The sequence below is a fragment of the Brevundimonas sp. GW821-FHT12E07 genome, assembly GCF_058807035.1.
This window is the reverse complement of sequence record NZ_JBXAQH010000007.1, coordinates 23058-48905: the sequence shown is the minus strand read 5'-3', so window position 1 is coordinate 48905 and position 25848 is coordinate 23058. Positions and strand designations below refer to the sequence as shown.

23 protein-coding genes and 1 tRNA gene are annotated in these 25848 nt (G+C 68.1%); 9 read left to right on the top strand and 15 right to left on the bottom strand.

Translation table 11 applies throughout. The features are described from left to right. A partial coding sequence (gene coxB, locus AC1ROD_RS18895; protein ID WP_492949801.1) for a cytochrome c oxidase subunit II occupies positions 1-902 on the bottom strand: 902 nt, incomplete at its 3' end. Between the two features lie 279 nt (positions 903-1181). Here coxB and AC1ROD_RS18890 point away from each other — a divergent pair. From AC1ROD_RS18890 to AC1ROD_RS18870, 5 genes are all read left to right on the top strand, one after another. After that, positions 1182-1553, top strand: coding sequence for a PadR family transcriptional regulator (locus tag AC1ROD_RS18890; protein ID WP_492949800.1), 372 nt, complete (start codon positions 1182-1184; stop codon positions 1551-1553). Then, a complete protein-coding gene (locus AC1ROD_RS18885; protein WP_492949799.1) occupies positions 1550-2143 on the top strand; it encodes a DUF1700 domain-containing protein in 594 nt (197 codons plus the stop codon). The genes AC1ROD_RS18890 and AC1ROD_RS18885 overlap by 4 nt, the downstream gene beginning before the upstream one ends. Further along, positions 2140-2925, top strand: coding sequence for a GIN domain-containing protein (locus AC1ROD_RS18880; protein ID WP_492949798.1), 786 nt, complete (start codon positions 2140-2142; stop codon positions 2923-2925). Before AC1ROD_RS18885 ends, AC1ROD_RS18880 begins: the two co-directional genes overlap by 4 nt. Before the next feature lie 121 nt (positions 2926-3046). Beyond that, positions 3047-4477, top strand: a complete 1431-nt coding sequence (tldD, locus tag AC1ROD_RS18875) for a metalloprotease TldD (RefSeq protein ID WP_492949797.1) — start codon at positions 3047-3049, stop codon at positions 4475-4477. A gap of 93 nt (positions 4478-4570) precedes the next feature. Then, a complete protein-coding gene (locus AC1ROD_RS18870; protein ID WP_492949796.1) occupies positions 4571-5029 on the top strand; it encodes a hypothetical protein in 459 nt (152 codons plus the stop codon). On the opposite strand, the gene AC1ROD_RS18865 is transcribed toward AC1ROD_RS18870, so the two are convergent. Next, entirely contained in the window at positions 5026-5967 is a 942-nt protein-coding gene (locus AC1ROD_RS18865) for a TraB/GumN family protein (RefSeq protein ID WP_492949802.1), read from the bottom strand. The genes AC1ROD_RS18870 and AC1ROD_RS18865 overlap by 4 nt on opposite strands. Positions 5968-6142: 175 nt before the next feature. Here AC1ROD_RS18865 and AC1ROD_RS18860 point away from each other — a divergent pair, with 175 nt between their 5' ends. Further along, a complete protein-coding gene (locus AC1ROD_RS18860) occupies positions 6143-8224 on the top strand; it encodes a TonB-dependent receptor plug domain-containing protein (RefSeq protein WP_492949795.1) in 2082 nt (693 codons plus the stop codon). 123 nt (positions 8225-8347) lie between these two features. Here AC1ROD_RS18860 and AC1ROD_RS18855 read toward each other — a convergent pair whose 3' ends face one another. From AC1ROD_RS18855 to AC1ROD_RS18840, 4 genes are all read right to left on the bottom strand, one after another. Next, positions 8348-10291, bottom strand: a complete 1944-nt coding sequence (locus AC1ROD_RS18855; RefSeq protein WP_492949794.1) for a peptide MFS transporter — start codon at positions 10289-10291, stop codon at positions 8348-8350. A gap of 182 nt (positions 10292-10473) precedes the next feature. After that, positions 10474-13866 (bottom strand): error-prone DNA polymerase, encoded by a 3393-nt coding sequence (locus AC1ROD_RS18850; protein WP_492949793.1) that lies wholly within the window; start codon positions 13864-13866, stop codon positions 10474-10476. Beyond that, entirely contained in the window at positions 13863-15473 is a 1611-nt protein-coding gene (locus AC1ROD_RS18845) for a Y-family DNA polymerase (RefSeq protein WP_492949792.1), read from the bottom strand. The genes AC1ROD_RS18850 and AC1ROD_RS18845 overlap by 4 nt, the downstream gene beginning before the upstream one ends. Then, positions 15391-16065 carry an ImuA family protein gene (locus AC1ROD_RS18840; protein WP_492949791.1) on the bottom strand — a complete coding sequence of 225 codons (675 nt, stop codon included), beginning with the start codon at positions 16063-16065 and terminating at the stop codon, positions 15391-15393. The genes AC1ROD_RS18845 and AC1ROD_RS18840 overlap by 83 nt, the downstream gene beginning before the upstream one ends. Before the next feature lie 190 nt (positions 16066-16255). Between AC1ROD_RS18840 and AC1ROD_RS18835 the strand changes: the two genes are divergently transcribed. Further along, positions 16256-17395: an N-acetyltransferase gene (locus AC1ROD_RS18835; protein ID WP_492949790.1), complete on the top strand. Its 1140-nt coding sequence runs from the start codon at positions 16256-16258 to the stop codon at positions 17393-17395. On the opposite strand, the gene mscL is transcribed toward AC1ROD_RS18835, so the two are convergent. From mscL to aroA, 5 genes are all read right to left on the bottom strand, one after another. Beyond that, positions 17392-17811 carry a large-conductance mechanosensitive channel protein MscL gene (mscL, locus tag AC1ROD_RS18830; RefSeq protein WP_492949789.1) on the bottom strand — a complete coding sequence of 140 codons (420 nt, stop codon included), beginning with the start codon at positions 17809-17811 and terminating at the stop codon, positions 17392-17394. The two genes, AC1ROD_RS18835 and mscL, sit on opposite strands and share 4 nt — an antisense overlap. A 99-nt stretch (positions 17812-17910) precedes the next feature. Beyond that, positions 17911-18201, bottom strand: a complete 291-nt coding sequence (locus AC1ROD_RS18825) for an integration host factor subunit beta (RefSeq protein WP_492034294.1) — start codon at positions 18199-18201, stop codon at positions 17911-17913. A gap of 243 nt (positions 18202-18444) precedes the next feature. Continuing rightward, positions 18445-20148 carry a 30S ribosomal protein S1 gene (gene rpsA, locus AC1ROD_RS18820; RefSeq protein WP_492949788.1) on the bottom strand — a complete coding sequence of 568 codons (1704 nt, stop codon included), beginning with the start codon at positions 20146-20148 and terminating at the stop codon, positions 18445-18447. Between the two features lie 165 nt (positions 20149-20313). Beyond that, positions 20314-20958, bottom strand: coding sequence for a (d)CMP kinase (cmk, locus tag AC1ROD_RS18815; RefSeq protein WP_492949787.1), 645 nt, complete (start codon positions 20956-20958; stop codon positions 20314-20316). 2 nt (positions 20959-20960) lie between these two features. Then, the gene (gene aroA / locus AC1ROD_RS18810; protein ID WP_492949786.1) at positions 20961-22274 is read right to left on the bottom strand and encodes a 3-phosphoshikimate 1-carboxyvinyltransferase; all 1314 of its coding nucleotides are present in this window, start codon (positions 22272-22274) and stop codon (positions 20961-20963) included. 158 nt (positions 22275-22432) lie between these two features. Between aroA and AC1ROD_RS18805 the strand changes: the two genes are divergently transcribed. Beyond that, the gene (locus tag AC1ROD_RS18805; protein WP_492949785.1) at positions 22433-22891 is read left to right on the top strand and encodes a TIGR02300 family protein; all 459 of its coding nucleotides are present in this window, start codon (positions 22433-22435) and stop codon (positions 22889-22891) included. A gap of 174 nt (positions 22892-23065) precedes the next feature. Continuing rightward, positions 23066-23141 (top strand) — tRNA-Ala (locus AC1ROD_RS18800). 70 nt (positions 23142-23211) lie between these two features. Here the strand turns inward: AC1ROD_RS18800 and AC1ROD_RS18795 are convergent. Genes AC1ROD_RS18795 through AC1ROD_RS18780 form a run of 4 tightly spaced genes read right to left on the bottom strand, consistent with a single transcriptional unit; the run spans position 23212 to position 25841 of the window. Beyond that, a complete protein-coding gene (locus AC1ROD_RS18795) occupies positions 23212-23841 on the bottom strand; it encodes an ATP-binding cassette domain-containing protein (RefSeq protein ID WP_492949784.1) in 630 nt (209 codons plus the stop codon). Continuing rightward, a complete protein-coding gene (gene modB / locus AC1ROD_RS18790; protein ID WP_492949783.1) occupies positions 23838-24533 on the bottom strand; it encodes a molybdate ABC transporter permease subunit in 696 nt (231 codons plus the stop codon). The genes AC1ROD_RS18795 and modB overlap by 4 nt, the downstream gene beginning before the upstream one ends. Before the next feature lie 10 nt (positions 24534-24543). Continuing rightward, on the bottom strand, positions 24544-25329 hold the full coding sequence (gene modA / locus AC1ROD_RS18785) for a molybdate ABC transporter substrate-binding protein (RefSeq protein ID WP_492949782.1): 786 nt from the start codon (positions 25327-25329) through the stop codon (positions 24544-24546). Further along, positions 25326-25841, bottom strand: a complete 516-nt coding sequence (locus AC1ROD_RS18780) for a molybdopterin-binding oxidoreductase (RefSeq protein WP_492949781.1) — start codon at positions 25839-25841, stop codon at positions 25326-25328. Before AC1ROD_RS18780 ends, modA begins: the two co-directional genes overlap by 4 nt. Positions 25842-25848: the final 7 nt, after the last annotated feature.

Below are 25848 nucleotides of genomic sequence, written 5' to 3'. Positions count from 1 at the left end.
CCGGCGGCGGCCGCGGGGACGGCGGCGTCGGTCGCGGCAGGGGCGGCGGCCGGAGCGGCGGCGACGGCCGCGGCTGCGGCGGCGTCAGCCTTCGCCGTCATCGAACCGCCCTTGGAAACCACCCAGCGCTCGAACTCGGCTTGCGAGACCACGCGGATCTCGATGGGCATGAAGGCGTGGTCGTCGCCGCACAGTTCGGAGCACTGGCCGTAGAAGACGCCTTCGCGCTCGGCGCGGAACCAGGTCTCGTTGACCCGCCCCGGGACGGCGTCGGTCTTCAGGCCGAAGGCCGGCAGGGCGAAGGCGTGGATCACGTCGGCGCCGGTGACCAGCACCTTGACCACCTTGCCGACCGGCACGACCAGCGGCTCGTCGGCGGCCAGGCGATAGAGGTCATGCGGCATGCCGCGCTTGGCCAGTTCAGCCTCGGGCAGGACGTTGGAGACGTATTCCGCGATGCCCTGGTCCGGATATTCATAGGCCCAGTTCCACTGGTTGCCGGTCGCCTTGATGGTCAGGTCGACGGGCGGGGTGTCGTGGTAGGCGAACAGAAGGCGGAACGAGAACAGCGAGATACCGACCAGGATCAGCACCGGAACCACGGTCCAGACGATCTCGATGGCGGTGTTGTGGCTCCAGCGCGCCGGAACCGGATTGGCCTTCTTGTTGTAGCGGATGACGATCCACACGATCAGCGCCAGCACGAACAGACAGATCGCCACGATGATCGGCAGCAGGATGACGTTGTGGAACCAGATGGCGTCATGCTTCAGCTGGGACGCCGCCGGCTGCAGGTCGATGCCGTTCGGCGTGGGCTGACCCAGACGGTCTTGCGCCCAGGCCGGCGCCGACAGGACGGCGAAGGCCGCCGAGGCCATCAGCCCGCCGACGGTCCTGCGCATACGCGCCGTATTTTGCCGCAGCCCCAATCCCATCCCTGGACCCCCAATAAACCTATTCGCAACAGGCATTTGCGAGCGATTCGCAACGCCCGCCGCGCTCTCTGAACACGGCGCTCTGCCGGTCCTTATCGGCTCGTTTGGCGCTTGCCAAGCGGTCGGCGCCGCGAAGAAGCCACACAGTCATCAGGGTGGATGATTAAATCGCAGTCATGTTTAGACAGCTACCTTGCGACGCACGATACCTTGTCATAGTCTCTCCTCATCGAAGGAGGACACGACGTGCCCGAAACCATAGAGATCCAGTTGAAGAAGGGGGTGCTGGGACTGTGCGTCCTGGCCCTCCTCAAGCGAGGCGACAGCTACGCCTATGAGATCGCCAGCCGCCTGTCGGACGCGATCGACATGGGCGAGGGCACCATCTACCCGCTGATGCGGCGGATGCAGTCCGACGGCCTGGTCGAGACCTACCTCGTCGAATCCAGCGCCGGCCCCTCGCGCAAATACTATCGCCTGTCCGACGCCGGTCGCGAGGCGCTCGCCGTCCAGACCGCCGACTGGAAGACCTTCACCGACGCGGTCGACGCAGTGCTCAACGAGGCCCCGCTGACCCCCGTGCCTGAAACCCACCCCACGACTGGAGACGTCCAATGACGCGCGCCGACTTTCTCGCCCGATTGAAGCGGGGCCTGGTCGGACTGCCGACCTCGACCGCCGCCGACATCCTTAACGACTACGAGGCCCATTTCGACGACGGCAAGGCCGCCGGCCGCTCCGAGGCCGAGGTCGCCGAGGCGCTGGGCGACCCCGACCGTCTGTCGCGCGAACTCAAGGCCGAGGCCGGGGTCAAACGCTGGACCCAGGAACAGACCCCGTCGGCCGCGGCCGGCGCCGTCTTCGCGGTCCTGGGTCTGGGCGCGATCGACATCATCATCCTGCTGCCGATCCTCATGGGCGTCATCGGAACCCTGTTCGGCTGCTTCGTCGCGGTCATCGCCCTGTTCGGCTCGGGTCTCGGGGTGATGGTCGCCGGTCCCTTCGCAGGCTTCCCCGGCGGCGGCCTCGCGGCCTTCTTCATCGGCCTGGGCCTGATGGCCTGCGCCGTCACCGTCGGCGCCCTGCTGTCGATCGCCACGATCCTGCTGGTGAACGGCCTGATCTGGTTCGCCCGCCTGCACTACCGGCTGCTCAAGCCGGCCCTTGAACCCCACGCTGTCAACTCGACCTCGGGAGAACCGGCATGATCCGCACCCTTCTCGTCATCGCCGGGGCCGCCTTCGTGCTGGCCCTGGCCTCCATGGCCGGCGGCGTCGCCATCGGCGGCCGCGACATGGCCGCCCACGGCTGGAACTGGACCTTCCCGGGTCACGGCGACGGCGGCGACCTGATCATCAGCCGTCAGGACGGAACCGAGGCCCAGGAGGTCACCCGCACCCTGGCCTGGGCCGGCGGCGACAAGCTGGTGGTCGACCTCTCGGCCGACGTCGAATACGTCCAGGGCGATACCCCCGGCATCACCGTCAGGGGCCCGGCCGACCGCGTCGACAAGGTCCGCATCCAGGGCGACCGGCTGGTCTGGGTCGGCGACGAGCGCAACGAGGACGAACGCATCGTCTTCGGGCGCCGCGCCAACGGCCGCGGCATCTGGGTCGACAGCGGCGAGGTCCACATTGTGGTCACCGCTCCGGCCGTAAAGATCTTCGACCTGCGTGGTTCCTCGGACCTCACGGTCAAGGCCTATGACCAGCCGACCCTGACCATCGATTCCTCGGGCAGCGGAGACTTCCGCTTCTCCGGCGCCACCAAGGCCCTGGAGCTGACCGTGACAGGTTCGGGCGTCGGCGATCTGACGGACCTGCTGACCACCGACGCCACGGTCGATATCTCCGGCAGCGGCGGCGCCCACATCGCCCCGACCGGTGCGGTGGTGGCCAATCTCTCCGGCTCCGGCGACCTTGACCTCGTCACCTCCCCGGCGACCCTGCGCCAGTCGATCACCGGTTCCGGCGACGTCATCCAGGACTAAACCGCCCGGTCCAGCCTTCCGATCCCCCTTCCGCCCGCCGGGAGGGGGATTTTCTTTTGCGCGCCGCCTGTCTCGCTGAACCGCCCGTGACGAACCGGCCCGGGCGTCCTATCTATCGGCCATGACCGTCCACACCTCTCCGCCCCCGATCCTCGAAACCGCCGGAGTCGATCCGGCCGAGGCCCTGTCGATCCTTGAGGGCGCCCTGGTCGGCGCCGACGACGGCGAACTGTTCCTCGAGCGGTCGGAATCGGAATCCCTGGTGTTCGACGACGGCCGGTTGAAGTCCGCCGCCTATGACGCCTCCGAGGGCTTCGGCCTGCGCGTCGTCGCCGGAGAGACGGCCGGCTACGCCCACGCCAACGAGATTTCCGCCGCTTCCCTGCGCCGCGCCGCCGACAGCGCCGCTCTGGCCAAAACGGGTCATGCCGGGGTGACCGCCGAAGGACCGCGCGCCACCAATCAGAAGCTCTATGACGAGGTCGATCCCCTCGCCTCGCCCGCCTTCTCCGACAAGATCGCCCTGCTGGCCGAGATCGACGCCTGGGCCCGGGCCCGCGATCCGCGCGTGGTCCAGGTCTCGGCCTCCCTGATCGGCGAGCGTCGCGCCATCGAGATTCTGCGCGCCGACGCCATGACGGTGCGCGACATCCGCCCGCTGGTCCGGTTGAACGTCTCGGTCACGGTCGAGAAGGACGGTCGCCGCGAAAGCGCCTCCGCCGGCGCTGGCGGCCGCACCGGCTTCGAGGCCTGGGTGGCGCCTGAGCGCTGGCAGGCCCAGGTCGACGAGGCCCTTCGTCAGGCCCTGGTCAATCTCGAGGCGGTCGATTGCCCGGCGGGCGAGATGGACGTGGTCCTCGGCGCGGGCTGGCCCGGCGTCCTCCTGCACGAGGCCATCGGCCACGGCTTCGAGGGTGACTTCCACCGCAAGGGCTCCTCGGTCTTCACCGGCATGATGGGCAAGCGGGTCGCCGCTCCCGGCGTAACCGTCGTCGACGACGGCTCCATCGCCGGTCGCCGGGGTTCGCTCAGCGTCGACGACGAGGGCACCCCGACCTCGCGCACCGTCCTGATCGAGGACGGCATCATGGTCGGGTTGATGAACGACCGCCTCTCGGCGCGACAGCTGGGCCAGCGCGCCACCGGCAACGGCCGCCGCCAGTCCTTCGCCCACATGCCCATGCCGCGCATGACCAACACCTTCATGGAAGGCGGCAAGGACAAACAGGCCGACATGATCGCCTCGACGAAGCGCGGCCTCTACGCCGCCAATTTCGGCGGCGGCCAGGTGGACATCACCAACGGCAAGTTCGTGTTCCAGTGCACCGAGGCCTATCTGATCGAGGACGGCAAGATCACCGCCCCGGTGCGTGGCGCGACCCTGATCGGCGACGGCGCCACGGCCCTGACCAATGTCACCATGATCGGCGACGACTTCGCCTTCGATCCCGGCGTCGGCGTCTGCGGCAAGGCCGGACAGGGTGTGCCCGTCGGCATCGGCCAGCCCTCGCTCAAGATCGGCGGCCTGACCGTCGGCGGCACGGCCGTCTGACGCATCACTGTTCCGGAACCGGTCGGGGGCGGCCGGGTTTCGCAATCGAGACGCCCCGTGACGGCGCCGTGAAGGCGTGAAGGGAAGAGGCCGATGACCGGCAAGGAAGTGCTCGACTATCTCAGCCAGCCCAAGGCCCGGTGGATCATCGCTGGCGTCGTGGTCGTCGCCGCGCTCGGCCTCGGCGGCCTGATGCTGGCGGGGGGTGATGACGAAGCCCGCGCCGCCGGCGGTCCCGGCCTGAACATCTCGGTGGTCGCTCCCGTCGAGCCCGACGTCGCCCCCGGCGGCGTCATGGACGTGGGCCAGCTGAACAACGGCTTCGACGGCAAGATGCCCGAGGCGCAGCCGGCGTCCACGGACGGCGCCCCGATCGACGACTTCCACGCCGAACAGCCCGCCTATGTCGAGACCGGCCCGGCCCCCATGCCGCCACCCCAGCCCTCTCCGAGACCGGGCGAAGAGGTCCATCCCTATCTGGACCGCGACGCCGTCCCGCCGCCGGTGAAGAAGCCCGCGCCGACGAATCCGAACTCGGGCCTGTTCTACTAGCGCTGATCCTCGCGCCAGATCGGGCCGTGGATTTCCAGCCCCTGGGCCTCCAGCTGGTCCAGCACCCCGCCGGGCTCGGCCAGGATGCGTAAGGGGGCCACCCCCATGGTCACCCCGCTCTGTGTCAGCGCCAGCTTGGTCGCATCGGCCCACTGGCCTCGCAGGACCGGAGCGATCTCCGGATCGCCCGTGGGCCAGCACAGGTTCAGGGCCGTATCCAGAGGCGTGGCCAGCACTTCGGGGACCTTCAGGCCGCGCCAGGCCTCCATCCGCGCCCGTGTGCCTGCGGGCCCCGCCTCCGCCGCCCGGATCGAGGCCTCGACGCAGGGGACATAGGTTTCGGGCGGCTGGGTGATCAGATTGTCGATCAGTTCGTCGCCGCGGACGATCCCGACCGGCTCGCCGTCGATGTGCGCCTGACGCGCGGCCCGGCGGACCGCGTCGGCGGCCCCGCGACCGCGCCGGTCAAACCCGGCCTGTTCCAGAAGGTCGAAGCTGAGGAGGACCAGGCTCTGGCTGCGCCAGCTTTGATCCCGGTCGCCGGCCCTGAGCGCCGTCAGCCGCGCCTGCATTTCGGGGGACAGATAATCGGCCGTGGTCTTGCCCTTCGGCAGGTTGCCGATGGTCCGGATGCGCCAGATAAGGCGGAAGATGTCGCCGAGGGAGACCCGCCCCTCTTGCGGATAGAGGATGCGCTGCGACCGGGCCGTCGCCGCCTCCAGCGCCTCGGGTCGCCATTCGAAGTCGCGCGGCACGCCGCTGAGATGGCCCACCAGGATGACGGTGCTGTCGCCGCTGGTGATTTCCCACATCGGCGCCCCGGCCCGGCGGGCGACCACCACGACCTCGTCGACGGTGTCGACCTGCTCGTCCTGGGCGGGCGTCGTCTGGGCCATCGCCATGGGCGCGGCGGCGAGGCCTGCGCAAAGCGCGAACACTGAAATCAAGCGAGGGAATGTCATCATGTTCGAATAATGGCCTGATGATTACAGAACATCCACATGACTTTCCTGTAATGATGGAGACGATTTAATCCACCTTTCAGCCTTGTAACTGGAGACAGACAGCCTGTCCCTCCAAAACCCTCATCACGAAAGAGGGGAACCCCAGGCGATGACCAAGACAATCCTGCTGGCCACTACGGCCCTTATCCTGAGCGCCGGCGGCGCTTTCGCCGGAACCGATCCCCAGGTCGCCCAGGCCCCGGTTCCGACCGGCCCGACCCAGGCCGGCCCCGGCGTCGCCCCCCTGGCCGATGCGACCCAGCGCGGGGTCCTGGTCTTCACTCCGGACTTTTTCGCCGAGCAGCGTCCGAACACGGCGCTCGACATGGTCAACCGCGTGCCGGGCTTCTCGGTCGATGACGGCTCCGGCAGCCGGGGCTTCGAGGGCGCGGTCGGCAACGTCCTGATCAACAACGCCCGCCCGGCGTCCAAGAACGACACCGGCTCCAACGTCCTGTCGCGCACCCCGGCCAACCGGGTCGAGCGCATCGAACTGGTCCGCGGCGGCGCCGCCGGCATCGACATGCAGGGCTATTCGGTCGTCGTGAACGTGATCCTGAAGAGCGGGACCAGCCACCAGTCGATCCTGACCTACAACAACTATCTGTTCGAGGGCGGCCACGACGTCCACGGCGGCAGCTATCAGTTCACCGCCACCAACGGCGACCGCAGCTGGGGCGTGACCCTCAGCGACGGCATCGGCAACAGCGATTCCAACGGCGTCGGCCGCGTCGTTCGTCGTGACGCCAACGGCAATGTGACCCGCGACGAACACGTCTTCACCGACGGCTACGGCGGCGGCAACAGCATTCGCGGCAACTATGCGGGGCCCTTCGCCGGCGGCAAGATCGACCTGACGGCCCGCCTCGGCATCAACGACTGGCACGGCGTCCAGACCCAGACCTCGGCGACCGTCCTGCGCGACAGCCGCGACGATCAGGACAGCACCTCGGGCGAACTCGGTCTGGTCTACACCCGGCCGCTGAACGCCCGCTGGACGGCCGAGGCCCGGCTGATCCACCAGTACGAGGACTTCGACAACACCTCGACCAGCAACGCCACGTTCAACGGCGTTCCCGATCCGGAACAGGCCTTCACCGCCAGCGGAAACTCGTCGGAGAGCATCCTGCGCGGCCTGGTCCGCAACGAGCGCTCGCCGGCCCTGACCTTCGAGGCCGGCGCCGAGATCGCCTACAACATGCTGGAGGTCGAACAGGCCTTCACCGTCGGCGGGACCAACATCCCGCTGCCCTCGGCCTCGGTGAAGGTCGAGGAGACGCGCGGCGAGGCCTTCGGCAAGGCGACCTGGCGCATCCATCCCGACCTGACCCTGGAAGGCGGCCTGCGTATGGAGGCGTCGACCATCAGCCAGTCGGGCGACGCCAATCAGGAGAAGAGCTTCTTCTTCGCCAAGCCGCGCTTCCTGGCGACCTGGACGCCCCGGCCCAACAACCAGTTGCGCTTCCGCTTCGAGCGCGAGCTGGGCCAGCTGGACTTCGGCGACTTCGCCGCCTCGGCCGACCTGAACGACGGCAATGTATACGGCGGCAACGTCGATCTCGAACCGGAGCAGCGCTGGATCTCGGAACTGACCTATGAGCGCCGCTTCTGGGGCGAGGGCATCGTCTCCATCGGCTATCGCCACGACAGGATCATCGACGTGATCGACAGCCTGCCCCTGCCCGGCGGCCTGTCGGCGACCGGCAATATCGGCGACGGGACCCTGGACCAGTTGTCCGTGAACATCGTCGTCCCGATGGACAAGCTGCACATCCCCGGCGGTCGCTTCACCTTCCGCAACGACTGGAACAAGACCGAGGTCACCGACCCGACGACCCAGGAGTCGCGGCCGATCTCCGGCGTGCGCGCGAGCCAGGCCAATATCGGCTTCTCGCAGGACATCCACTCCTGGAAGACCCAGTGGGGCATCAACATCCTGCCGCGCCTCGGCCAGAAGTCGTTCTATCCGGACCAGGTCTCGGGCTGGCGCGGTTCGGGCTACTATGAGGCCTTCATCGAGTACAAGCCGACCACGACCCTCTCGATCCGTGGCCAGCTGAACATCTGGGACGACTTCGAACCCTATCGCACCGTCTATTCCGACCGCGCCGCCGGAACGGTCCTGTTCACCGAGGATCGCCAGATCGACCCGCGCACCTTCTGGTCCTTCCGCGTCAGGAAGACTTTCTAGAGGGGGAGCGCCTTCGCCGCCGCGCTAACGCTCGCGACACGGTCGCTCGCTGCTTGAGCGCAAAAGACAAAAGGGGCGGCGTCCGCAAGGACGCCGCCCCTTTCATTTGGTCGATGACCCCGATCAGGCCGGGGTTGAGTTGGCCGGGTCAGCGATGTTGCCGTCCTCCTGACCACGGTCGGTCAGGGTCGGCCCCGGGTGGTTGGACGCGTCATTGGCCCCATTGGACCAGCCCTTGATGAAGAAGCTGAGCACGATGAAGAAGACGCCCAGACCCATGCCCCACAGGCCCAGCAGGCCGAAGACGTGAAGCGAGGTCGCAAGCGCCGCCCCCGGGTCCAGCACCTCGCCGCCGACCGTCTCGGTCGAGGCGAAGCCGGCGATGATGCCGCCGACGAACTGGGCGATGGACGAGGCCAGGAACCAGACGGCCATCATGAAGCTGACCACCGCCGGCATCGACAGCTTGGTGATCTCCGACAGGCCGACCGGCGACAGGAAGAGCTCGCCCGTCGTGTGCAGCATATAGAGCAGGCCCAGCATGACGATCGGCACCTGGAAGGCCGAGTTGGCCATGCCAGCGCCCCAGACCACCACCATGAAGCCGAGGCCGACCTGGATCAGCGCCAGGCCGAACTTCAGCGTCGGATTCGGATCCATATTGCGCTTGCCGAGGAAGGCCCACATCGCGGCGAAGACCGGCGCGAAGATCAGAATGAAGCCGGCGTTGAACGACTGGGTCTGGGACGAGGTCATCGTCGTGTCGATCCAGTTGGCCCCGGGGGTGATTCCGGCGGCGGCCAGCTGGGCCGGGGTGCCGAAGACGAAGCCGAGGAACTGGGTCGCCTGCGGGAAGAGCAGCAGGTTGACGTTGCGGTCGGCGAACAGGCTGAGCGAGCTGCCGGCCTGTTCGAACAGGGTCCAGAAGATGACCGCCCCGGTGATCAGCACCACCGCCAGCATCATCCGCTGCCGCTGCGCCCAAGTCTTGCAGACGGCGACGAGGATATAGCCGATGAAGGCCAGGGAGGCGAGGATCGAGACGCTCAGCGCCGTGCCGACGATGGCGCGGTGCTGGATCAGGAAGAAGATCGGGATCACGCCCAGGATGCCGCCGATGTAGATGATCCATTCGCGGTTGATCGGACCCAGAACCGGCTTGGCCAGCAACTCGGGTTTCGGCGGTTCGGCCCGGCCCAGCAGCAGTTTCTTGCCGAGGACGAAGACCACGAAGCCCGCCGCCATACCGACGCCGGCGAGGCCGAAGCCGTATTCCCAGCCGAAGTTCTGGCCCAGATAGCCGCACAGGATGGCGGCCCAGAACGAGCCCAGGTTGATGCCGTAGTAGTAGAGGGTGAAGCCGGAATCCCGGCGCGGGTCGCCCTGCTCGTACAGCTGGCCGACGATCGTGGAGATGTTGGGCTTCAGGAAGCCGACGCCCATGATGATCAGGGACACCGCCAGATAGAAGACGTTGACGCCCAGGGGATCGGTGTTGGTCCTGGTCTCATAGGTTCCGGCCGGAAGGACCGCGGGCAGGGACGCCGTCGCCGGCAGATCCTTGATGGCGATGCCGCCGCCCTCGGCGCCGCCGAACTTGTAGGTCTTGCCGTCGATCCGGATGCCGACCTCGCGCGCGTCGCCACGTCCCTCGGACATGATCGAATAGACCGCGCTGGTGGGCTTGTAGGTCAGGGTCTGGGTCGAATCCCGGCCCTCATAGGCCATCATCCCGTGACCTGCGACCAGCAGCAGGGCGCCGAAGGCCACGGCCTTGCGCGTGCCCAGGAACCGGTCGGCCAGGATGCCGCCCAGCAGGGGCAGCAGATAGACCAGCGAGGTGTAGGAGCCGTACAGCGCCGTCGCCTTGCCGTCCTCGAAGAAGAAATGCTGCGTCAGATAGAAGACCAGCAGGCCGCGCATGCCGTAGTAGGAAAACCGCTCCCAGCCCTCGGCGAAGAACAGGACGATCAGTCCCTTCGGATGGTTTTTGAGGATCTGGTAGAGCACGGGAATCCCCGTGAGCAGGGTGATGATCAACCCCGCCAGAATTACGATATTGGTCATGCCAACCCTTTGTACTCCGGGCGCCGGGGCGCCCGCATGACGTCATGTGAAGAGCGCGCGCGTCTGCGTCGCATCGCCCCGCCCCCTTGCGAAGGGCGGATAGGACCACCGGGAAAGAGGCTTTACAAGTCGTAACCCCGTGTGACCTTCGGACGCTGAGGCCGGACGGCAGCCTGACAGCGTCAGTGAAAGTCCCGCGATCCGGGCAGGATGCGCACGTCGCGGGGGTGGCGGCGGCGGTTGGGGTTGCTGGGCGAATGGCCCGATCCGGGGGCCGGATCGGGCGTGATCTGGTCGTCCTCGCTGATGTGGCCCAGCATCGGGGTCCAGTCGATCAGGTCCTCGACCACCAGATGGCTGACGCCCTCGGCGCGCTGGATGCGGCCCTTCGCCAGGATCATCCGCGCGCCCATGGCGACGGGCCTCAGCCGCTCGAAGACGTCGGGCCAGACGACCAGATTGGCCACCCCGGTCTCGTCCTCCAGCGTCAGGAAGACCACCCCCTTGGCCGACCCCGGCCTCTGGCGGACCAGGACCACCCCGCCGACCGCGACCCGCCGACCCGCCGGGGCCGACTGATAGTCGAGCGCCGTCAGGGCGCCGGCCTGCCTCAGCCGCTCGCGCAGGAAGGACACGGGATGGCCCTTCAGCGACAGGCGGATGGTCTGGTAGTCGCCGACCACCTCCTCGCCCGGGCTCAGTTCCGGCAAGGCCTCGGGCGGACGGCCGTCGGCCTCGTTCAGCCCCATGGCCGCGAACAGGGGCGCGCCTGTAGCGGGCGGGGCGCCGCGCGCCGCCCACAACCCCTGTCGCCGCGACAGCTTCAGCGACCCGAAGGCGTCCGCCTCGGCCAGCTTGTCCAGCGCCGACGGCGGCAGCTTCGCGCGGAGGCGCAGATCTTCAAGGTCGGCGAAGGGAGCCAGGGCACGCTCCTCAGCGATTTGCAGGGCCCAGGCCTTCTTGAATCCGTCGATGGCGCGAAGGCCGAGGCGGAGGGCGCGACGCGTCTGACCGTCCCGCGCCTCCAACGTCGCGTCCCAGTCGCTGGCGTTGACGTCGGGATGCCGCACCTCGACTCCGTGCTCCCGGGCGTCACGAACCAGCTGCGCCGGGGCATAGAAGCCCATCGGCTGGCTGTTCAGCAGGCTGGCGGTGAATACCTCGGGATAGACGCACTTCACCCAGGCCGAGACATAGACGAGCAGGGCAAAGGAGCAGGCGTGGCTTTCCGGAAAGCCGTACTCCCCAAAGCCCTTGATCTGGTCGAAACACTTCTGGGCGAACTCGGGGTCATAACCCCGCGCCTTTAGCCGTCCGACGAAAATCTCCTCATAGGTCCCGATGGTGCCCATGTGCCGGAAGGTGGCCATGGCGCGCCGCAAACCGTTCGCCTCCTTGGGCGTGAACTTCGCGGCATCCATGGCGATCCGCATGGCCTGTTCCTGAAACAGGGGGACCCCCAGCGTCTTGTCCAGCACAAGCTTCAATTCGTTCGGGTCGCCGTGCTCCGGCGCGGGATGGGGATAGTCAATCTGATAGGGCAACCCCGCCGCCTCGGCGGCACGCCGCTCCGCCCGACGCTTCAGATAGGGATGAACCATATTGCCCTGAATGGGGCCCGGCCGAACGATCGCCACCTCCACGACCAGATCGTAGAACTCCCTCGGCTTCAGTCGGGGCAGCATGGCCATCTGGGCCCGGCTCTCGACCTGGAAGACGCCGAGCGAATCCCCGGTCTGGAGCATGTCATAAACCGGCTTCTGCTCTGCCGGGACCGTATGAAGCTCGAAGACCTTCCCGTAGCTGTCCTCGATCATCCGGAAAGCCCTCTTCAGCGCCGTGAGCATCCCCAGCGCCAGCACATCGACCTTCATCAAGTTCAAATAGTCGATGTCGTCCTTGTCCCATTCGATGAAGGTCCGGTCCGGCATGGCCGCGTTTCCGATAGGGACGATCTCCACGAGCGGCATCTCGCTGAGTACATAACCTCCGACATGCTGGGACAGGTGGCGGGGAAACTTGATCAGTTCGGCCGTCAGTTGCAGCGCCAACGCCATGCGGGCGTCGTCGCGGCTGAGACCCGTCCGGTCGACATGATCGTCCTTCACCGCATCGCCGTATGACCCCCAAACAGTGTCGGCCATCCGGGCCGTGACGTCCTCGGTGAGACCGAGCGCCTTGCCCACGTCGCGGATCGCTGACCGGGGGCGATAGTGGATGATGGTCGCCACGATGCCCGCCCGGTCGCGGCCGTAGCGCTTGTAGACATACTGCATCACCTCCTCGCGCCGCTCGTGCTCGAAGTCGACGTCGATGTCCGGAGGTTCTGTCCGGTCAGCGGACATGAAGCGCTCGATCAGGACGTCCTGTTCGGACGGATTCACATTAGTCACGCCCAGGCAGAAACAGACGATCGAGTTCGCTGCCGATCCACGCCCCTGACACAGGATTTTCCGAGGCTCCCGGCGCGCCCAGTCGACAATGTCGTGCACCGTCAGAAAGTAGTTCGGGTATTTCAGCACCTTGATCAGCTTCAGTTCGGCGACGATCTTTTTCCGCATGTCCAGCGGCACCCGCCCGTCCCTGCTCAGGCGTTCCCGCGCCCCCTTGAAGGTCAGCCGGATCAGACGGCGCTGGGCCGTCCATCCCGGCGGCACGGGTTCGTTCGGATAGCGGTACTCCTCACGCAAAACCTTGAGTGAGAATTTACAGGCCCTGACCACCTCCATCGTCCGCTCCAGCGCGAACTCATAACCCCGGAACAGGCGGGCCATGGCGGCCGGACCGCGCAGGTGACGTTCGGCGTTGGACTGGAGCCGGACGCCTGCGGCGTCGATGGTGGTCCCCTCGCGAATACAGGTCAGGACGTCCTGAAGCGGTCGGCGATCCGGCTTGTGATAGAGGACGGCGTTGGTGGCGATCAGGGGCGCGCCGGTGCGTTCGGCCATGGCCGCCAGCCGGTTCAGTCGCGCCCGGTCGTCGCCGCGCCACAGGGGCTGGGCCGCCAGATAGAGGGTGTCTGGCCAGCGCGTGCGCCAGTCCTTCAGCCGCGCCTCGAAGGCGGCGTCCGGGACGATGGGCGCCACGGCCAGGGCGATCATCCCTTCCCCGAAGGCCAGGGCCTGATCGAAGGTCAGCCGGGTTTCGCCCTTGGTGGTGCGCTCGAGCGGTTCCTCCGGGTCAGCCGCCTCATGGGCCTCGCCGCCGGGAAAGCCGATGACGTTGGAAGGCGGGGCGACGACCGGTTCGTCGAGGATCTCGCTCTTGCCGAGCGTCAGCAGGCGGCACAGCCGGCCATAGGCGGCGCGGTCGCGTGGGAAGACGATCAGGTCGGTCCCGTCGAGAAAACCCAGTCGGCAGCCGACGACCAACGGCACGTCATACTCTTCCGCCCCCATCAGGGCCCGCACCATTCCGGCCAGGGTGTTGCGGTCGGCGACGCCGACGGCGGCGAGGCCAAGAGCCTTCGCCTGCCACATCTGTTCGCCCGGATGGGACGCCCCCTCCAGAAAGCTGAAATTGGTCATGACACCAAGCTCGGCATACTGGCCCGACCAGCCGGAAGCGCCGCTCACGGGAACATCCCGTGCATCCACCAGGACGGCGCGCGCTCGTCGTCCGCGCCCGAATACTCCCGGCCGTAAAGCCCTTCGCGGAACAGCCAGTAGCGCAGGCCCTGATCGTCCTCGACGCGGTAATAGTCGCGGGTGCGCGCCTCCCGGTCTGGCGCAGGCGGGCGCCACCATTCGGGCGACAGACGTTCGGGGCCGTCGGCGCGGGAGACGCGGCGCGCCAGACGCCGCCAGGTGAACAGGGCCGGCGCGCCGTCGGGCAGTTCGGCGATGGCCTCGACCGGCTCGGGCGGATCCAGCAGCAGGAGGGGGCGATGACGCGGATCGGCGTCAGCGACGTCGGCGTCCGGCCGCACCGTCTTCTTCAATCCCAGGGCGGGTCGCCAGCGCTCGGCGCGTTCGGGCAACCACGACCCCTGCGGCTCGGCGACCCGCACCGCCCTCTCGCCCAGCCGGGCCGAGAGCCGGTCGATCAGGGCGGTCAGGCTTTCGGCGTGGCGCGCGGCCGCCTCGTCCTCCAGCGAGACCTGATGCGGCTTCATCGGTTCGGTCAGATCGGCCGACAGCATCAGGGCGTCGATGCCGAAGCCGAGGTCGAGCCGCTCCACCCCGCGCTCGCGGAACAGGCGCATCCAGACGGAGACCTCACGCCCCGGCAGGCCCGACTTGATCGTCAGCGAGGTCGTCCGGCCGTCAGTGCGAAACCCCGTCAGGGTCAGGATGCGCGCACCCTGTCCGTCCTTCTCGAGGGCGGCGGTGAGGTCGGCGGCCAGCTCCGGCAGTCGCCCCTCGACCCCGGCGATGTCGCACAGGGGTTCGGCATGGGCCTCCCAGGCCCGATATTTCGGAGAGGGGCGCGTCGGGATCAGGCCCTCGGCGGCCAGACCCAGGGCCTGATCCAGCCTCTGGACCAGACCGACGCCGGCCCCGTCGCGGAAACGGCGGGCGAGGCCGGCGCGCGGCATGTCATAGAGGTCGCCGATCCGCTTCAGCCCGAACCGCCGCGCCTGCCTGAGCGCCGCCGCCTCGATGCGCAGGGCCTCGACCGGAAGGGCGGCGAGAGCGTCCCGCGTCCGGCCTTCCGGAACCACCTGATGCTCTCGTCCCCATCTCGCCAGGCCCCAGGCGGCGCCGGGCGTGGGGGCCAGGGCGACGCGGGCGCGGACCCCGGCCTGGGCCAGCCGCGCCTCCATCCCGGCCAGAAGCGCCAGCTCGCCGCCGAACAGATGACCGGCTCCGGTGACGTCGAGGAACAGCCCCTCCATCCCCTCCTGCCCGATATCGACGACCACCGCCGGGGACCAACGCTCGGCCCAGACGGCCAGCCGCTCCAGCGCCGCGCGATCGGCGGCGAGGTCGGCGGGGCGGCAGATCAGGGTGGGCAGGACGGCGCGGGCGTCGGCCTGGGTCTGGCCCGCCGACAGACCCGCGGCCCGCGCCGCTGCGTTCAGGGCGTGTAGAACCGCGCCCCGAGCGGTGCGCGCGATCAGGGCGAAAGGCGGCCCGTCGTGGGTTCCGACAGGCTGCTCAGGCGGCGAGACCCGTCCGGCCCCGTTCGCCCAGACCGTCACCGGCCAGTCGATCAGCCAGACGGAGACGATGCGTCTCATCATCCTGCTCCAGTTTCCAGACACCCGGCCGTTCGGACCGACTGCGGGTCAGTTCGGCGGCGAGGGAAAAGCCGCCCGGCGACCGGGAGTCGTCGGGATTGGCCGCACTCTTCAGGGTTGTGATCCGCCACCGGCGGCGCGCGGCGCTGAGCCCGCCCTCGGTCTGTCTGAGAAGCACCCCGACCGCCGCCCCGTCGCGGGCCGCGAACTCCAGCCGCCGGGTCTGGGCGAGCGACGCCGCCTCGACCGTGGCCAAAGCCGCCGAGACCGCCCCGGACCTCAGGGCCTGCTCCATGATCCACAGAAGCTCCCCCTCGGTCCGGCCCTCCGTCAGGATCAGGCCCGCTCCTCGCCCGTCCAGCCCCGCGCCGCGGAAACCGGGGCCGTAAGGCCGTCCCTGCTCGCCCGACCACCGTCGGCCCGACGCCAGCAGCACCGGCCGTGTATCGGTCTGCGGCAGTCGCGACAGAGCGAAGGCGAAGGCCCCCGCCATGTCCCGGGTCCCGACCGCGCACACCTCTTCCAGCCCTTCGGCGAGGGCGGGCCAGGCGGAAAAGCCCGGAAGGGTCTGCAGGGGAGATGATGTGGACATGAGATGATCGAACCTGAATGTTCATTATTTGTTCCGGTCGATACAGAGTCAAATCCTGAATCGTTTCGCGTGAGAGGGAAACGGTCGTACAATCCTTGGTTGTTACAGATCGGCCCCCTGTGGTGGCCCGCCCCATGCAGTGTGGAAACGCCGACACCCCCGCCGTCCCGCATCGGGAAGGATCTGTCCGATGAGCCTGCGCCCTTTCGAACCCGACGACTATTCCGCCGTCAACGCCCTGCACCACGACGTCTGGTGGCCGGAGCGTTCGGCGGCCGGCTGGAACTGGCTGGCATCCAATCCTGCCCGGCTGGACATCGGGGCGCCCTCGGGCTGGGTCGTCCCCGGAAGAGACAGTCAAGCCGCCGCCTTCATGGGCAATCTGGTCCAGCGGGTGTGGAAGGACGACCGGCTGCACCATGTCGCCACAGGATTCTCCGTCATCGTGCCCCGGGCCGTTCGGGGCCAGAGCCGCGCCCTGATCCGCGCCGTTCTGGATCAGCCCGGCATCGCCGCCGGCTATACTCTGAACGCCAATCCCAAATCGGCGCCCCTCTACGCCCGCCACGGCATGCGCGCCTGGCCACAGAGGACCAGCAGCCTGAAACTGTCCTGGATCGTCGATCCGATCGACTGTCTGCGCGGGCGGCTGATGCGCGAAGCCGTCAAGCGGGCGCCGCATCTGACCGACCCGTACCGCGAGCGCTTCCTGCGCTCCGACCGCGCCCTGGGCCGGGCGCGGCCACCCCGGTTTCCGTCACTGGTCTCGACCCTGACCGACCTCTCGAACGGTTCGCCCTATGACGACTTCTGGCGGGCGTTGAAGGCCGAGGGGCGAGCGGTCGCGGATCGCAGTCCGGAAATCCTGCGCTGGCGCATCGCCGATCCCGACCAGACCGAGCCGCCCGTGCTGCTGGCCTATACCCGCGACGGCGCCTTGACCGGCTATGCGATGGCCGTCCTGGCCAAGGCGACGCCGATCGAGCCGATGTTTCTGGAAATCCTCGACCTCGTCGCCCTCGAGGATGAACCCCACGCCATCCCGGCCCTGATGCGCGCCCTGGTGGATCAGGCCCGGGCGCGCGGCGCGGCCAAGGTGCGGCTGCAGGTCGTCAACGAGGAGCTGAAGCGTCGTCTCGGCGCCTGGGCCCTCGGCGCACGCCATGAAGGCGGCTGGGGTCACGGCCATGTGCGCTTTCGGGGCGAGGCCGGGTCCGGAGATCTGGCCACATGGTCGCCGACCCCCTTCGACGGCGACCATGGCTTCTGTCAGCGCCCGGCCCCAACCCGCCACAGACGATGGGCGGCGGATGCGGATATCAGGCTCTAGGGACGCGCCTTCAGTTCGTCGCGGATCTCGGTCAGCAGCAGTTCGGTAGGGGTCGGGGCCGACGGCGCCTCGGGAGCGGGATCGGCGGCGTTCTGGCGACGCAGCTGGTTGATGCCCTTGACCAGCATAAAGACCACGAAGGCCACGATGGCGAACTGGATCACCGTGTTCAGGAAGGCGCCGTACTGGATCGAGACCTTTTCGATTTCCACGGTCGCCGGGTTCTCGGGCCGCAGAACCCATTCCAGCTTGGAGAAGTCGATGCCGCCGGTGATCAGGCCGATCGGCGGCATGACCACCTGATCGACCAGACTCTTGACGATGGAGTTGAAGGCCGCGCCGATGATCACCCCGACCGCGAGGTCGACGACATTGCCCTTGATGGCGAACTCGCGAAATTCGGAAACCAGGCTCATCGGTCTGTCCTTGTCAGTCAGCAGAAATCAGCCGCCGGAGCGGTTGCTGAAGACAATGGAAACCGTTTTGCCTGCGTTTTCAAGCCGCAGGCAGCAGGATCAGGCGTCGCCCGACGCGTTGAGCCGCTCGCGCAGCTCCTTGCCGCTCTTGAAGAAGGGCACCGACTTGGCCGGCACATCGACGGTCTCGCCGGTGCGCGGATTACGGCCGGCGCGGGCCGGACGCGAACGCACGGAAAATGCGCCGAAACCGCGCAGCTCCACGCGACCGCCTTCTGCCATGGCCTCGGTCATACGGCCCAAAACGACATTGACCACTCGTTCGACCTCAGCGTGAGTGAGGTGAGTGTTCTCGGCCGCCAGCTTCTCGATCAACTCTGACTTGATCATCCGTTTCAAGGCCCCCGCCCTGTCTTGTTTTGCCCTTCCAGAGGCGTTTGAGCCGTCAGATACGCGACAGCGAGTTCCACCCTAACTCTCGTGCGGCTGGTGAAAAAGCCCTCATGAGCAAAAGGGGTCCGCAAAGATCATTAATTGTACGCAATCAGACACGGGGCATTGATGCTTGATCGGCAAAGAAAAAGGCGGCCGGATCGCTCCGGCCGCCTCCATTCTTTTCCGAAAGGACTAAACTCAGTCCTTGCCGGCCTTCTCGCGCAGGGCCGCGCCGAGGATGTCGCCGAGCGAGGCGCCCGAGTCCGAAGACCCGAACTGCTCGATGGCTTCCTTCTCGTCGGCCATTTCCAGCGCCTTGATCGAGACCGAGACGCGGCGCGAGGCCTTGTCGACGGCGGTGATCTGGGCGTCGACGCGGTCGCCGACGGCGAAGCGTTCCGGACGTTGCTCGTTGCGGTCGCGGCTCAGGTCCGACTTGCGCACGAAGCTGGTGACCGGAGCGTCGTCTTCACCGAACTTGACCTCGATGCCGCCCGACTCGATCGCCGTGACGGTGACGGTGACGGTTTGGCCCTTCTTGTAGGCGTCGCCTTCGCCGACCGGATCGCCGCCGAGCTGCTTGATGCCCAGCGAAACGCGTTCCTTCTCGACGTCGACGTCCAGGACCTTGGCCTTGACCATCTCGCCCTTGCGGTAGCGCTGGATGGCTTCTTCACCCGAGACCGACCAGTCGAGGTCGGACAGGTGCACCATGCCGTCGATGTCGTTGTCCAGGCCGATGAACAGGCCGAACTCGGTGGCGTTCTTGACTTCGCCCTCGACGGTCGAACCGATCGGGTGAGCGGCGACGAAGGCGTCCCACGGGTTGTCCTGGGCCTGCTTCAGGCCCAGCGAGATGCGGCGCTTGGAGGCGTCGACGTCCAGGACGACCACGTCGACTTCCTGCGAGGTCGAGACGATCTTGCCGGGGTGGACGTTCTTCTTGGTCCAGGACATTTCCGAGACGTGCACCAGGCCTTCAACGCCGGCTTCCAGCTCCACGAAGGCGCCGTAGTCAGTGATGTTGGTGATGCGGCCCGTGTACTTGGCGCCGACCGGGTACTTGGCTTCCACGCCGTCCCAGGGGTCCGACTGCAGTTGCTTCATGCCCAGCGAGATGCGCTGGGTGTCCGGGTTGATCTTGACGATCTGGACCTTGACGGTGTCGCCGACGGCGAGGACCTGCGAGGGGTGCGAGACGCGCTTCCACGACATGTCGGTGACGTGCAGCAGGCCGTCGATGCCGCCCAGGTCCACGAACGCGCCGTAGTCGGTGATGTTCTTGACGACGCCGTCGCGGACTTCACCCTCTTGCAGCTGGCCGACCAGCTCGGTGCGCTGTTCGGCGCGGGCTTCTTCCAGGATGGCGCGACGCGAGACGACGATGTTGCCGCGCGGACGGTCCATCTTCAGGATCTGGAACGGCTGTTCCTTGCCCATCAGCGGGCCGACGTCGCGGACCGGACGGATGTCGACTTGCGAGCCCGGCAGGAAGGCCGAGGCGCCGCCCAGGTCGACGGTGAAGCCGCCCTTGACGCGGCCGACGATGGCGCCGTTGACCGGCACGCCTTCGGCGAAGACGACTTCCAGACGAGTCCAGGCTTCTTCGCGGCGAGCCTTGTCGCGGCTGATGACGGCTTCACCCAGGGCGTTCTCGACGCGCTCGAGGTAGACTTCGACGTCGTCGCCGACCTTCGGGATCACGGCGCCTTCGCCGATGCCGAATTCACGGGCCGGGATACGACCTTCGGTCTTCAGACCGACGTCGATGATGATGATGTCCTTTTCGACGCCGACGACGCGGCCGTGAACGACCTGGCCTTCGCCGAGGTCGCGGCCCTGCAGTTGTTCGTCGAGCAGCGCGGCGAAATCGTCGCGCGAGGGGTTGTGGGTGTCAGCCATGAAGCTCTGATATTTCCGAATGGGTTATGGCGCGTGACCGGACGGCCCCGCGCGAGGTGGAACAGAAGTTGGGAAGTCGTCTGGGATACGAGGCCTTCAGGGAAGACCAGAGCGCCCGCGGAAGCCGAGGATGGAGCGTTGGATTTGTCCGTCAGGACCGATGGCCTAACGGGCGCGCGCCGCCTCGACGATACGGCGGGCCGCATCGAAGGCGGCCTCTATATCCATTTCGGTCGTGTCCAGCAAGACCGCGTCCCCGGCCTGGACCATGGGGGCGGCGCCCCGGCCGGCGTCACGTTCGTCGCGTTTGACGATATCGGCCAGCATCTCGTCGAAACCGATGGCGTCGCCCCGCGCGGTCAGCTGTTTCCAGCGGCGGGTGGCGCGGGTGTGCGGCGTCGCGGTGATGAAGAGCTTGGCCGTGGCGTCCGGGGCGATGACCGTGCCGATATCGCGGCCGTCCAGCACGGCTCCGCCCGGCTGGCGCGCGAAGGTCTGCTGCAGGTCCAGAAGCGCGGCGCGCACACCCGGATGGCCGGCGACGCGGCTGGCGGCCTCTCCGGCCTCGCCCGTGGTCAGGCGAGGGTTGTCCGACAGGCCCGCGACCTCCAGCGACCGGGCGGCGACCTCGGCCGCGGCCGCGTCGTCCAGCGAGCCGCCGGCGTCCAGCACCTTCAGCCCGACGGCGCGGTACAGCAGGCCCGTATCCAGATGCGGCAGGCCGTATTCGGCGGCCAGACGGGCGGCGACGGTTCCCTTGCCCGAGGCGGCGGGTCCGTCGACGGCGATGATGAGGGAGGGCGTAGTCACCGTTAACCGATAGACCCGCCAAGGCCGTTCATCAAATCGACGAAGCCGGGGAAGCTGGTGGCGATCATGTCGGGCTCGTCCACGGTCACGGGCGCGGCGGCGGCGAGGCCGAGGACCAGATGGCTCATGGCGATGCGGTGATCGTGGGCGGTATGGACCGTCGCGGCCCCGGGCACGGGACCACCGGTCACGAGGAAGCCTTCCGCCTCCTCCTCGACCGCGACGCCGCAGGCGCGCAGGCCGTCGACCATCAGCTTGATGCGGTCGCTCTCCTTGACCCGCATCTCGCCCACGCCGCGCATGACCGTCACGCCCTCGGCGAAGGCGGCGGTGGCGGCCAGGATCGGATATTCGTCGATCATGGAGGCGGCGCGCTCTTCCGGCACAACCACGCCCTTGAGCGCCGAATGACGGGCGGTGATGTCACCGACCTCTTCACCACCGCTCTCACGACGGTTGGCGATGGTCAGGTCCGCGCCCATCTCGATCCAGGTGTCGAACAGGCCGGTGCGCAGAGGGTTGAGCATGACGCCCTCGACCGTCACCGACGATCCCGGAACGATCAGCCCCGCCGCCAGGGGGAAGGCCGCCGAGGACGGATCGCCCGGCACGGCGACGGCGGTGCCGGTCAGGGGCTGGCCGCCCTTGAGGCGAATGATCCAGCCCTCGCCGACCTCCTCGATGTCCACCACCGCCCCGAAGGCGCGCAGCATCCGCTCGGTGTGGTCGCGGCTCTTTTCCGGCTCGGTGACCGAGGTGACCCCCTCGGCGTTCAGCCCGGCCAGAAGGATGGCCGACTTGACCTGGGCCGAGGCGACGGTCTGGACATGGTCGATGGCGGTCAGGGTCCCGCCCGTCAGGGTGGCGGGCAGAAGGCCGGCCTTGCCGCTCCAGTCGAAGGTCGCGCCCATGCGGCTCAGGTGATCGGTGACCCGGCCCATGGGACGGCCGCGCAGGGAGGCGTCGCCGTCGAAGGTGGCGGTGATCGGATAGCCGGCCGCGGCGCCCATCAGCAGGCGCACGCCGGTGCCGGCGTTGCCGCAGTCGATGACCGAGGCGGGCGTCTCGAAGCCACCCTTGCCGGTGACGCGCCACTTGCCGCCGCCCAGCTGTTCCACCGTCGCGCCGAAGGCCTCGGCCGCGCGGGCGGTGGCCAGGACGTCGTCGCCTTCCAGCAGACCCTCGACCTCGGTGACGCCGGTCGCCATCGCGCCCAGGATCATCGACCGGTGGGACATGGACTTGTCGCCGGGCGCGCGGACCGTTCCGGTCAGGGCCGAGCCGGGCTTCGAGGTCAGATGAGAGGCGGAAGACACCCGCTTGGGCTCCGGAAACAGGAAGGATGGAGGGGGTGGGCCCCATGATCGCGACCGCACCGCAGCCGCCGGGACCAAAGAGGGCTTTTGACAGCGAGCCCCCACAGTGGCAAGGGACGCGACCGAAATCCCCACACCCAATCAAAGGCTCCCCTCACGTGGCCGATCCCCAACTTGGCGCCAAGCAGGTCTGTCCGAACTGCCAGGCCAAATTCTACGACCTGAACCGTCGCCCCGCTCACTGCCCGAAGTGCGACACCGAATTCGATCCGGAAGAAGCGATCAAGCTGCGCAGCCGTCGCGGCCGTCCGGGCGGCTACGCCGCTGACGACGCCGAGGATCAGGTCGACGAGAAGAAGGTCTCGGACGACGAGGATGAGGAAGAAGACACCGCAACCCCGGAAATCGACGAGGAAGGCCACGAGCCGATCCTGACGCCGGACGACGAGGACGATGTGGTCACCGACCCGTCGGAAGAAGCCGGCATGGGCGCCACCGACGGCGACGACGATGTCCTGGCGGACGATGACGACGACTCCGTCCCCTTCATCGAGGACGAAGACGACGACGCCTTTGACGAAGACATCGCCAAGGGCGGTGACGACGACGATCTCTGATCGAACAACGGACTCCGGAAGCCGCCGAACGGCGGGCTTCCGGAACATCCGGAGGCGGTGAAAATAAAATCAAAATCGGGGTTGATCGGAAAATCGCCCTGACATACTAACGCCGCCTCGCCGGGGACCACAGGGAACCGGACGACACCCACCGGGGGATCAAACCTTCGGAACGGGGCTTTAGCTCAGCTGGTAGAGCGCTTGCATGGCATGCAAGAGGTCAGCGGTTCGACTCCGCTAAGCTCCACCAAATTCCTGGGGGCCGACAGCATCGCTGTCGGCCCCCTTTGCTTTTCCGCACCAGCCTCAGACCGCCCCCTCTAGACAGACCGGCCGCGATCCAGCGTCAGCACGGTCTCCGCCAGGGCGGCGACGTCGCGGTCGTCGTGAGACACCACAATCATCGGCGTCTTCACCGTATCGCGCAGCTTCACCAAATAGGGGATCAAGGCCTGACGCCGGGCGTCGTCCAGACCCGCGAAAGGCTCGTCGAGCAGCAGCAGGCGCGGACGGGGCAGGAAGGCGCGGGCGATGGCGACGCGGCGCATCTCCCCGCCCGACAGTCCGGCGGGGCGGCGATGCTCGAATCCTTCCAGATCGACCAGTTTCAGGGCCTCGGCGACCGACATCGGGTTGGCCGCCCAACGCGTCCCGAAGGCGACATTGCCCCCGACCGACAGATGCGGGAACAGCCGCCCGTCCTGAAACACATAGCCGAGGCCGCGCTTATGCGCCGGCGGGGCCAGACCCATGGCCGTATCCACCAGCGTCCGGTCGTCGACGGTCAGCCTGACTTCCTCGGCCGGGATGAGCCCGGCCAGCCCCTGTAGAAGGGTGGTCTTGCCCGCCCCGGAAGGACCGATCAGGGCGACCGCCTTGCTCGAGGTTTCGAAGGCCGCGTCGAGGTCGAAGTCGCCGCGCCGGGTGCGAACCCAGAAGGACAGGCTCATGCGCCCCTCCGGGCCAGGGCGCGGCGGTTGATCCATTCGGCGACCACCAGAGCCCCCACGGAGACCAGAACCGACAACAGGGCCAGCCGCAGGGCCGCCTGTTCCCCGTCAGCGCGCTGCAGTACCGTATAGATGGCCACCGGCAGGGTCTGGGTCTCGCCGGGAATGGCGCCGGCGAAGGTCACGGTCGCGCCGAACTCCCCGAAGGCCCGGGCGAAGCCCAGCAGGGCGCCCGCGACCAGCCCCGGCAGGGCCAGGGGCAGGGTGACGCGCCAGAGGACCTGCAGGGGCGGGGCGCCGAGGGTGGCTGCCGCCTGTTCCAGCCGGGGATCGACCGCCTCCAGCGACAGCCTGAGAGGCCTTACCACCAGTGGCAGGGCCATGACCCCGGCGGCCAGCGCCGCGCCGGTCCAGTGGAAGGCCAGGGTCACCCCGAAGACGTCATGCAGCCAGCCTCCGACCGGCCCGCGCACCCCGAAGACGATCAGCAGGGCCAGACCCGTCACCACCGGCGGCAGGACCAGAGGCAGGTTGACCAGGGCCTCGACCAGCCATTTCCCCGGAAACCGTCCCCGCGCCAGCAACAGGGCCAGCCCGAGGGACACGGGGACCACGCCCACGAGTGACGCAGCCGCCACCTTCAGCGACAGCCACAGGGCCTCGGCCTCGAACGGGGTCAGGGGCGAGAACACGTCAGGCGCCTCAGGACAGGGGCTCGAAGCCGTGGCGACGGAACACCGCCCCCGCCTCCGGAGTCTTCAGCCAGCGCAGGAAGGCGGCCGCGGCCGGCGGGGCGTTCGGGGTCAGGGCGGCCGGATAGACGATCTGCGGCTGTTCGGCGGCGGGCGGCTCCTCGACCACCCGGACCGCGTCAAAGCCCGTCGCGTCGCTGCGATAGACGACGCCCAGCTGCGCCTCGCCCCGCGCCACGAAGCCGCGCACGGCCCGGACGTCGGCGGCGGTGACCAGAGACGCCTGCAGTCCGTCCCACTGGCCCTTCGCTTTCAGCCAGTCGCGCGCATAGGCGCCGGCCGGAACACTGTCCGGGTCGCCGATGACCAGTTTGCCGCCAGTCCGCTTCAGCCAGTCGAGCGGTTCGCCCTCGATCCGCGCATCAGGAGACGCGACCAGAACCAGACGGTTGCCCAGAAGGTCCAGGCGGCTCGGCGCGGCGATCCGGTGCGCGGCCGCCAGCCGGTCCATCCACGGACGGTCGGCCAGAATGACGACATCGGCGGGCGCCCCGGCCTCGACCTGACGCGCCACCTGCCCGCTGGCGGCGAAGGACAGGCGCACGGCTTGCGCCGTTTGCCTCTCATAGGCCTCGGCCAACTCGCCGAGCGCATCGGTCAGGGAGGCGGCGGCGAAGACCGTGACAGGAGGCGACGGCCTGGAGGCGGGCGGCGGCGAACAGGCGGCGATCCCCAGACAAAGCTGGGCCGCCAGCAGCAGGCCGGTCAGGGCCGAACGGCGCGAAACTCCGGTCATGGATGAGCCGGGGGGACAGGGAAACGCAGGATCTGCATCGCGGTCACCTGACGCACCGATCGGGCGGGACGCAGGTCGCCCTCGGCCACCAGCCGGAACGGTCCGTCCTCGACGGTCAGGGGCGCGCCGTCGACGGTGTCGGCGAGAATGATCCGGTTCGCCCGCGTCCCCGGGTCCAGCTCGGCCAGGCCGAAGACGACCGCATAGCCGTCGGCGGCCCGCACCACGACCGCCTGGGCCAGGGCCGGGCCGCGCAAGGCCGGACCTGTCTCCACCCCCGCCGGCTTGAGCACGTCGATGAGCAAGGGCCCTTGGAAGACATGGGCTTCGCCATGGATCGTCAGCGGGACCGAGACCCGGGGCAGGGCCGCAATATCCGACGCCTCCAGCATCCGGGTCGCGCCATCGACCCCTGTCAACCAGACAGGCTGGTCTGCAGATTGAGCCGCCGCCGACCCGGCAAGGGCGGCGCAGAAGGCGAGACCGGCGAGCAGAGAACCGCGATTGAACATGGCGCTG